This is a genomic window from Caulobacter sp. P1_B12_2 (assembly GCF_056406675.1).
In genome coordinates this window covers 1-9169 of the sequence record NZ_JBFTZS010000163.1, presented here as the reverse complement: position 1 = coordinate 9169, position 9169 = coordinate 1, and the positions used below count along the sequence as shown (strand labels likewise).

At 70.2% G+C, this 9169-nt stretch carries 9 protein-coding genes; 2 read left to right on the top strand and 7 right to left on the bottom strand.

The window, feature by feature from the left end:
* On the top strand, positions 1-569 hold a 569-nt coding region (locus tag AC1DZ6_RS12040), incomplete at its 5' end, for an MFS transporter (protein WP_477097414.1).
* Positions 570-701: 132 nt separating this feature from the next.
* On the opposite strand, the gene AC1DZ6_RS12035 is transcribed toward AC1DZ6_RS12040, so the two are convergent.
* Together AC1DZ6_RS12035 and AC1DZ6_RS12030 are read right to left on the bottom strand one after the other, a co-directional pair.
* Positions 702-911 carry a DUF3126 family protein gene (locus tag AC1DZ6_RS12035; protein ID WP_426014792.1) on the bottom strand — a complete coding sequence of 70 codons (210 nt, stop codon included), beginning with the start codon at positions 909-911 and terminating at the stop codon, positions 702-704.
* A gap of 52 nt (positions 912-963) precedes the next feature.
* The gene (locus AC1DZ6_RS12030) at positions 964-1935 is read right to left on the bottom strand and encodes a LysR substrate-binding domain-containing protein (RefSeq protein ID WP_477097413.1); all 972 of its coding nucleotides are present in this window, start codon (positions 1933-1935) and stop codon (positions 964-966) included.
* 307 nt (positions 1936-2242) lie between these two features.
* Here AC1DZ6_RS12030 and AC1DZ6_RS12025 point away from each other — a divergent pair, with 307 nt between their 5' ends.
* Positions 2243-2824: a hypothetical protein gene (locus tag AC1DZ6_RS12025; protein ID WP_477097412.1), complete on the top strand. Its 582-nt coding sequence runs from the start codon at positions 2243-2245 to the stop codon at positions 2822-2824.
* 18 nt (positions 2825-2842) lie between these two features.
* Here AC1DZ6_RS12025 and AC1DZ6_RS12020 read toward each other — a convergent pair whose 3' ends face one another.
* The 5 genes from AC1DZ6_RS12020 to AC1DZ6_RS12000 all read right to left on the bottom strand — a co-directional run bounded on the left by AC1DZ6_RS12020 (position 2843) and on the right by AC1DZ6_RS12000 (position 8740).
* Positions 2843-5764, bottom strand: a complete 2922-nt coding sequence (locus AC1DZ6_RS12020; protein ID WP_477097411.1) for a M16 family metallopeptidase — start codon at positions 5762-5764, stop codon at positions 2843-2845.
* A 158-nt stretch (positions 5765-5922) separates the two neighbouring features.
* Positions 5923-6321, bottom strand: coding sequence for a hypothetical protein (locus AC1DZ6_RS12015; RefSeq protein WP_477097410.1), 399 nt, complete (start codon positions 6319-6321; stop codon positions 5923-5925).
* Between the two features lie 22 nt (positions 6322-6343).
* The gene (locus AC1DZ6_RS12010) at positions 6344-7393 is read right to left on the bottom strand and encodes a beta strand repeat-containing protein (protein WP_477097409.1); all 1050 of its coding nucleotides are present in this window, start codon (positions 7391-7393) and stop codon (positions 6344-6346) included.
* Positions 7394-7487: 94 nt separating this feature from the next.
* On the bottom strand, positions 7488-8279 hold the full coding sequence (locus AC1DZ6_RS12005; RefSeq protein WP_477097408.1) for a CsgG/HfaB family protein: 792 nt from the start codon (positions 8277-8279) through the stop codon (positions 7488-7490).
* A 2-nt stretch (positions 8280-8281) separates the two neighbouring features.
* A complete protein-coding gene (locus AC1DZ6_RS12000; protein WP_477097407.1) occupies positions 8282-8740 on the bottom strand; it encodes a curli assembly protein CsgF in 459 nt (152 codons plus the stop codon).
* Positions 8741-9169: the final 429 nt, after the last annotated feature.

Here is a 9169-nt window from a genome sequence, read left to right as displayed (position 1 = left end):
GGACCCGCACCTTCTGGCTCCTGTTCGGCGGCTTCTTCATCTGCGGCCTGACCACCAACGGCCTGATCGGCGTGCACATGATCGCCTTCTGCGGCGATCGGGGCATGCCCGAGGTGAAGGCGGCCGGCCTGCTGGCGCTGATGGGCCTGTTCGACCTGTTCGGCACCACGGCTTCGGGCTGGCTGACCGACCGCTACGACCCGCGCAAGCTGTTGTTCGTCTACTACGCGCTGCGCGGGCTCTCGCTGATCTACCTGCCGTTCTCGGACTTCTCGATCCTGAGCCTGTCGGTGTTCGCGGTGTTCTACGGGCTGGACTGGATCGCCACGGTGCCGCCGACGGTGCGCCTGGCCACCGAGGCGTTCGGGGATCGCGACGGGCCGATCGTGTTCGGCTGGATCGGGGCCGGCCACCAGCTGGGCGCGGCGACGGCGGCGATCGGCGCGGGATTCATCCGCGGGCAGTCGGGGCAGTATCTGCAGGCGTTCATCATCGCCGGCGTCGCGGGCCTGCTGGCGGCGGGGGCGTCGCTGATGGTGCGTCGGTCTTTGGTGGTTGGCGCGGCTTGACTTGCCCCCTACGGGTCGCTTCGCGACCGTCTTCCCCCATAGGGGGAAGAGGTTTTTAGCGCGGCGTCCTCCGCCCCCTATGGGGGCGGACAGGCGGCGAAGCCGCCAGGTGGGGGCAAGTCGGAAGTCGAACTAGCCTTCCAGGTCTTCCGCCAGGATCGCCATCTCGAACATGAACGAGCCGTCCTCGTCCTCGTCCTGGAAGACGACGCCGATGAATTCGCCGGCCACTTCGACCTCGGCGGAATCCTTCTGCTTGGGGCGGGCCTTGAGGGCGATGTGGGGGTTGCCGAAGGTGCGCTTCAGATGGCCTTCGAGCTTGGCGATGGTGGCGGCGTCCATGACGGGCTCCTGATCTCGGTGGGGCGCGCGGGGCGCGGGGGGTCGCCGGAAACTAGAGGGCCGGACGCGAAAGTGTAAGGGGTTTTGCGCCCAAGGCCGGTCCAGCTTGTTGAGAACCCGCTCCGGCTGGAGGCGGCGGCGGGGTCGCCGCGCCCTCGGCCAGCAGCCAATCACGGAACCGGCGGGCCGACCTCGTCGCCTTGCCCTTGGGCGTCAGGGCGCAGATCAGGGTCCGTCCGGGGATCAGGCCCAGAGGGGCCGCCAGCCGGCCGGCGGCGAGGTCGCCCTCGATGAAGGCCCAGGGACCCATGGCCACGCCCAGTCCGGCGGCGGCCGCTTCCAGCATGTAGAAATAGTGGTCGAACTCGCGGTTCACCGCGGCGGGCGGCAAGGTCGCGCCGGCGGCGGCCTCCCACTCGGCCCAGCTGTCGCGGAAGGTGCGGGTGTGAAGGCGGGGCAGGGCGGACAGGGCCTCCAGATCGCCGACGCCGGCGGCCTGGGTCGGCGAGGTGACCGGACCGATATAGTGCTTCAGGAACGGCGTGACCTCGGCGTCGGTCGAGGGCGGCGCGTCGGGCAGGCGCATGCGGATCGCCAGGTCGATGCCGTCGGCGCGGAAATCGAACGGCCCGTTGGACTCCACGATCCGCACCGGGATGTCGGGGTGGGCGGCCACGAAGCCGGGCAGGCGCGGGATCAGCCACTTCATCGCGAAGGTCGGCAGGCACGAGACCACCAGGCCGGGGGCGTCTTCGGCCGGGGCGCGCGGCAGGGCGGCGTCGATCTGGTCGAGGGCCTGGGTCAGGGCCTGGGCCAGGGTCAGGCCGGCCGGGGTGAGCGCCAGGTTGTTGCGCGGCCCCGCCGTCAGGGCGACGCCGAGATGGTCTTCGAGCTGGCGGATCTGCCGGCTGATCGCCCCGTGGGTGACGCACAGCTCGTCGGCCGCCAGGGTCATCCGGCCACGCCGGCCGAACGCCTCGAAGGCGCGCAGGGCGTTGAGCGGCGGAAGCGAGCGGGCGGCCATGTGACGAAACCTCACAGATGCTCGCTGATAAGTCGTTATTCAGGCGTGGACAAGCATCAGATAACCGCCGGCATGAAACCCGCGCCGCCCCACGCTGTCACCCTCGCCCAATGGCTGGCTCTGGCGGCGGTCTGGGGGCTCGCGGCGTATGGCGTCTGCGCATCGCCGACGCCGGCGGCGCCCGCGCCGATCCGCCTGGCCGCCTGTCGCTGACCCCTTCGGGAGGCAAGCTGGACAGTCGAGGAGCCAGGTGGAACTCTGACCTCGATATAGGCGGACCGCGAGCGGGCCGCGGGGGGACGGGATCATGATCAAGTTGGGCGCGGTGATCGCGGCGAGTGCGTGCCTGTTGGCGACGGTGGCGGTCGCGGGACCCTGCGAGACCCAAGGCGAGGCCTCCAGCCGCCCGGTCAGGCTCGACTACAAGAAGGATCCCACGGGCTACACCCTTTGGGCCTTCGCGCTGGACCCCGTCCTCACAGAACCCGCGCTGGCGTCCGCCAGGGAGCAAGCTGGCTGTACGCGGGCGCGGTTCCAGGCCGCCGGCGAGGCCTACACGCTGGGCGGCGAGAACAGCGAACGCCTTCTCCGCCGCGCGATCCCGACCTCGCCCGACAAGCCTGTCCTCGTGCWGGTTCCGGTGGAGAACATGACCGGTGCGTTCGGCGCCGGGTTCGGCGGGGCGCGGTCGGTGTCGGGGCCGACCTACGCGCTCGTCGCGGTGGAGGCGCGTGTGGCGACCGCCGTCCGGCTTTACAGCAAGATCCCCACGGACGAGGTCCTGGTGCGTGACCTGACGCGAGTGATCGAGACCGGCGGACAGCCCTTCGCCCGCAAAGAGCGGCCCGACGGCGAGGTGGCGATCGTGCTGTCTCCCAGCGTCGACTGAAGCGGCCGGGTCAGGCCCCTACTTCCCCTCTGGCTTGACGATCATCGTCCAAGACTTGTCGTCGCCCAGGAAGGTCTGGGCGGCCTTCTGGACGTCGGCGACCGTCACGCGTTGCAGGCCGGCGATCACCGAGCGGGTGGCGGTCAGCAGGCGCGGGTCGGTCTGGGCGCCGGCCAGCGAGCCCAGCCAGTATTCGTTGGTCTCGCGGGCCTTCTCGATCTGGTCGATGCGCGGCTTCTTGGCGCGCTCCAGTTCGTCGGCGGTGACCGGCTTACTACGCAGGTCGGCGGCGATCTGGCGGACGCTGGCGATCACGCCGTCGATCTTGTCGGGCGGGGTCTCGACGCTGACCGCCAGATAGCCCCAGCCGGTGAAGGTCACGCTGGCCGTCGCCGAGGCCGAGGGCGAATAGGTCGCCCCCTGCTTCTCGCGCAGTTCGTCGGTCAGCCGCAGCTGCATCACCTGGGCCAGGACCTGGGTGTTGCGGGCCCGCTGCAGGTCGCTGAACAGGTCGTCGGTCTTCCAGGCGATGAACAACTGGCCCTGGTCGGCTCGGCCCTTGTGGGTGCGGACGATCGGGGTGGCCGAGGGGGCGGGGAAGGGCGACGTCTCGGCTCCGGCGGGCGCCGGCGTGTCGGCGCGGGTCGGCAGGGCGCCGAAGGTCTGGGCCACCGCGGCCACGGCCTTGTCGACCGTGATGTCGCCGACGATCACCACCTCGATGGAGTCGGCGGCCAGCGGGCCGGACACCGAGGCCTTCAGCTGGTCCAGCGACGCGCCGGCGATCTGCTGGCGCGTGGGGAAGGTCCAGCGGCCGTCGCCGCCGTGCAGCAGCCCGCCCAGGTCGCGGCCCATCACGCCGCCGGGAGTGGACTCGAGCTGGTCGTGGATCGTGCCGTAATAGGTCTTGATGCGGTTGAACGCCTCGGGGCGCCAGCCGCCCTCGGTGGCGTAGGCGGCCAGCACCTGCAGCTCGGTGTCCAGGTCTTCGGGACGCGTGCGGCCCGACAGGCTGAAGGCGTCGTCCTCGACCCCCAGGCCGGCGTTCCACACCTTGCCGTTCAGCACCCGCTCCATGTCCTGGGTGCTGATCTGCTTGAGGCCGCCCTCGATATAGGCCGAGCCGGCCCACAGGGGGCTCTGGCTGGCGGGCGGCAGGTCGAGCAGGCCGTGGCCGACCCGGGCCTTCACCAGGATCTGGTCGTCGCGGAACTTGGTCGGCTTGACCGTCAGGCGCACGCCGTTGGCGAAGCGCACGAAGACGGTGTCGAGGTCGGCGACGTCGGTCTGCGAGGCGACCACGCCCTTGGGACCGAAGCTGGCATAGGGCCAGTTGGTGACTCCCGGCGCGGCCGGCGCGGCGACCGGGGTCTTGGCCGAGGCGGCGTAGGCGTCGGTCACGGCCTTCTCGGCGCCGTCGATGGCGGTGGGCGTCGGGACGGTGATCAGCGGACCCGAACCGACGAACTGGGCCTTCAGCAGGGCCGATACCTTGTCGGCGGTCAGGCCCTTGGTGGCTTCGTCGAACACGACGAGGTTCTGGGAAGGGCTCGTGACGACCTCGCGGTCGCCCAGGGTGCCGACGATGGCGCCGGCCAGGGCCGTGGTGCGCTGGGTGGCCTCGCCCGCCGCGGCGGCCACGAAGCCGGCGCGCATCGACGCGATCTCGCGATCCAGCTCGTCCTGGCGCACGCCGAACTGGACGATGCGGCGCTGTTCCTGCTCCAGCGCGGTCAGGGCCTCGCTCCAGTGGCCCGGCTGGACGGTGGCGGCCAGGGTGGTGATGTCGGCGGCGTGCTCCTGGTCGTTCTGCATGGCCACGGCGACGATGAACGGCGGGGCGTCCGAGCGGGTCAGCACCTGCAGGCGGCGGTTCAGCACCGCGAAGCCCAGGGCCTTGACCAGCTCTTCCTTGTCCTTGGCCTTGGTCTCCAGTTCGAGATCCGGCGGAGCGATCCAGGCCATCTGGACCGAGGTCTGGGCGCCGGGCTCGACCAGCACCTTGGCGGTCAGGCCGCGCTTGGCCACGGGACCCAGGTCCGGCTTCACGCCGGGTTGGCCCTGGCCTTTCCAGTCGCCGAACCGGGCCTTGATCTTGGCCTCCATGGCGTCGACGTCGAAGTCGCCCACGGCCACGACCACGGCGTTCTCGGGCCGGTACCAGGCCTGATAGAAGTCGCGGATAGTCTGGGCCGGGGCGGCCTTGAGGATCTCGGTCTTGCCGATCGGCAGGCGCTGCGGCGGGCGCTGGCCCTGCAGCTGGAAGCCGAAGGTGTTGACGAAGGTGCGATAGCCTGGGCTGTCGCGGGTGCGTTCCTCCGACAGCACCACGCCGCGCTCGCGGTCGACGGCGTCGGGGGCGATGGTCAGTTCGCCGGCCGCCTCGCGCAGCAGCATCAGCGAGGTGTCGACCGTGTCGTCGTCGGTCTTGGGCAGGTCCAGCTGGTAGGTCGTCTCGCTAAAGCCGGTCGAGGCGTTGGTGTCGGCGCCGAACGACAGGCCGTGGCGCTCGAGGATCTTGATCATCTCGCCTTCGGGCACGTTCTTCGACCCGTTGAAGGCCATGTGCTCCAGGAAGTGGGCCAAGCCCTGCTGCGCGTCGGTCTCGTCCAGCGAGCCGGCGTCGAACCACAGGCGCAGGGCGGCCTGGCCGGGCGGGGTGGCGTTCTTCTGGATCGCGTAGCGCAGGCCGTTGGGCAGGACGCCGAACCGCACGCGCGGATCGGGCGCGACGTCCGACACCGCCTGCGGCCACTGGCCGGACTTCACCTGGTCGATGGTCGGGGCGCCAGAGGCCGCCGGCGCGGCCGGACCCTTGGGCGTCGCAGCCGGCGCGGCCGCCTTGTCGCCGCCGCCGGGCGTCAGGTGGGACAGGGTCGCGCAGGCGGAGAGGCTGAGCCCGGCCGAGAAAACGAGCGCCAGGCGCGAAACGCGGATCATGTGCGACCTTGAATAGGAGCGTTGGAAGTCGGCCACCTTGGCCGCAGCGCGTGGCGCAAGCAAGGCGTCGGTTGGGCGAAACGGCCACGCTTCGATGTCGCGCGTGAGACATTCGGCTCGCGCGACGGCCCGTCCGACGCTCTCCCGTCCGACCGGCCTCAGGGCGCCTGGTCGAGGACCTTGCCGGTCAGGCCGAAGATCTCCTCCGAGCCTTCGGGGGCGTCGAGCAGCAGGTTGGAGCCGGCATAGACGAAGGTCCGATTGTCGTTGGCCGACACCGCCTTGACGCTGGAGTCGCTGGTGATCCGCACCGGAGCCCGGGCGCAGGCGCGGAGCGACGGGATCACCGTGTCGCCCACGGTTTCCAGCCGCAGGGACCAGGCGTCGCCGGTGAAGGCCGCCAGCGGATCGTCCGACCGCCCGGTGTCGCGAAACAGCGAACCGGCCGGCACGACCAGAGCGCGGATCGGCGGGGTCGCGGTGTCGTACACCCTGCAGATCAGCAGGGTCGCGGCGCGGACGGCGGCGGGCGTCGTCAGGACGACCCCCGCCGCCAACGCAAAAGCCAGGGCTCTGGCGCTACTGACTGATCGCGAACGTGTAGCCATCGCCCCCCGCCGTGACGATCAGGGTCGCGCTGGCCCCGGGATTGGCCTGGGTGACCAGGATGCCGCCGGTCAGGCTGTCCACCGTGTCCGAGCCCATGGTGAAGGCGCCGCCGTTGACGGTCAGGCCCAGAGAGGCGCCGCTGCCGGTCTGGACGACCCGCACCACGCCCGCCGCCCCCGCCGCGCCCACCGCGTTGCTGAGCGTGGCGTTGACGGTCGAGCCCGCGCCGCTGGCCACGACGCCGTAGTCGACGCGCGACGTCACGCCGGTCACCGTCAGGTTCGAGATCTGGGTTCCCGTGCCGCCGGTGAAGTCGGTGCTGATCGTGTTGCCGTCCGCGCCGCCGTTCGGCAGGGTGACGCTGAAGGTCTTGGCGCCCGCCCCGTTCGAGGTGTTGGTGACCTCGTTGTCGTCCGAGGCGATCGTGATCGAGCCGGTGATCGAGGTCGCGCCGGTGATGGCGTTGGTGACCGTGTTGCCGACGCCCAGCGCGCCGCCATTGATGGTTTCCGTCAGGCTGACCGCGCCGGTGGCCGCCAGGGTGTTGCTGATCACGTTGTCGGCCCCGTTCAGCGTCAGGGCGTAGGTCAGGCTCGAGCCGTCCAGCACGTCGGTGATGGTGTTGGCGGCGTTGGTGGGATCGGAATTGACGACGGCCACCGTGACGCTGGGGTTCACCGGCGCCGTGGTCCCGCCGATGGTCAGGCTGTGGTGGTTGTTGCCGCCGGTCGCCGCCGCGCCATAGGTGAGGCTGAGCGCGGCGGTGGTCGAGGCGCTGGACGTGATCGCGCCGGCCAGGGTGTTGCTCTGGCCGATCTGGGTGATGGCGATGGTGTTCCAGGCGCCCCGCACGGGCAGGGCCGCGCCGTTGGTGGCGCCGTTGGCGCTGATCACATGCGTGGGGCCGACATTGTCCTGCCGGATCCGCAGGGACCGCACCGTGCCGCCGCCGCTGATGTCGATGTTCAGCGTGTTGGCGGCGAGGGCCGCGTCGGCGGCCAGCCAGGCGGCTGACGCCATCAGCAGCGTTCGGACCGTTCGCGCCAGGCGGCCTCTACGGCCCCTGGTGAATTGAGACTGTGGCATTTCCTCACTCCCTTTTTATGGGACTCGTTCAGGACCACCATCCGTCGCGAAGCCCCTGGTTGATCAGTGCGATGAGCGCGCTGCGCACGGCGGCGCCCAGGGCCAGGCCGACGGGCTCGTTGCCCGCCCCGCCGAACTCCAGCTCCACCACGTCGGCGGTGTAGATTTTCGAGATGTGCCCGCCGATCGACAGCGAGGTGACCGATTTGCTGACCGTGGTCTGGCCCAGGACCTCGCCGGTCTGGACGGCCACGGCCCGAAGGCTGAAGGTCACCAGGTCGGTGACGTATTCGCCGCTGCCGCCCGTGGAATTGACCGCCACGCCGCCGGCCACCTGACGCGTGGCGCGGTCATAGGCGACCACCTGGCCGATCAGCAGGATCTCGGCGACCCTCAGGGTGATCAGGCGCCGCGCGGGCGGCGGCGGGAGCGCTTCCAGGCCGGCGGCGGGCGCGGCGGCGGTCTCGGGCGGCGTGTTCAGCGCCAGGGTGGCCAGTTGCCGTTCGCGCAACAGCTCGTCGACGTGTTGGCGTTCCACCAGGAAGACGTATCCCCTGGGCACCGAACGCACCGCGTCGATCAGATACGGCGTGCAGTCCATGGGAACGGCGGTGCTGAGCTCCTGCGGCAGACGGGTCGGGCGCCGCTGGCCCGAGGTGTCGATGCAGCTGTAGACGCCGACGGTCAGGGCGCGCGGCGGCGCGGGCGGCAGGGTGATCTGCGGCTGAACCACCACCTGCGGCGGGGTGACCGGCGCCGACACGCAGCCGGCCAGGACGGTCGCCGCGATCAGTCCGCCGAGCGCTGCGGCCCCCCGCACGTTCAAGCCCCGCCGGCGGGGATGACCAGGGTGGTCGTGCCGGTCGGCGAGGTGATGGTCACGCTCAGTTGCCCGTCCGAATTGATGTAGGTGATGGTCACCGAGCCGGACTGGATGGTGCCGGCCTGGCCGTTCTGGGCGTTGGCGATCCTCTGGGCGATGGTCTGGGCGACGATCCCGTTGAGCTGCGAGACGATGGCGTTGACAAAGGCCTGGTTGGGATCGCTGGGCGTCGCCGCGCGGGCCGCCGCGGCCTCGGCCGCCGCTTCCGCGGCCTCCAGTGATTTCTTGTACTGGGCCATCTGGAAGGCCACCGGATTGAAGCCGCCGAAGTTGGGCGACATCGGTGCGTATCGCAGATCGGTGGCCAGGCTGGGCGTCGCCGACAGCGTCAGGCCCAGGGCGGCGACGCCGGCCGCGATCCAGCCTCGCTGGACAGGGTGTCGCCGGCGAGGCGGCATGAGGGTTCGCTCGCCGTGGCCGGCGAGATCTCGCATCCGCCCGATGGGGGATGCGCAAGTGAAACTGTGCATAGCGAGGCCATCCTGGATGGCGATCGGCTTGGCGGCAAACCGTCAAGCGGCGCCATAATGGCGAAAACCTGCTCCCCGGGTTTGGGGGTGTCAATCAGGTCATTTACCTAGTTTTCGATGTTGGCGAAGACGTGCCGGATGTATTTCCGTGCGCGATGAATATAGACGAATACGTGCGAATACTTGACGTTCCCCCTCTCCCTCTGGGAGGGGGGGATTTGCGGGGATCCAGCCGCGTGTATCCCCGCCAGCGCCACGAGAAAGCCCAACGCCTTCAACGCCCTGAAAAATAATCAGCGTCACAAGTCCTCGGACCTCAAACCGGCTGCACAATCTACCTCGTCTCCGTCGCGGAGG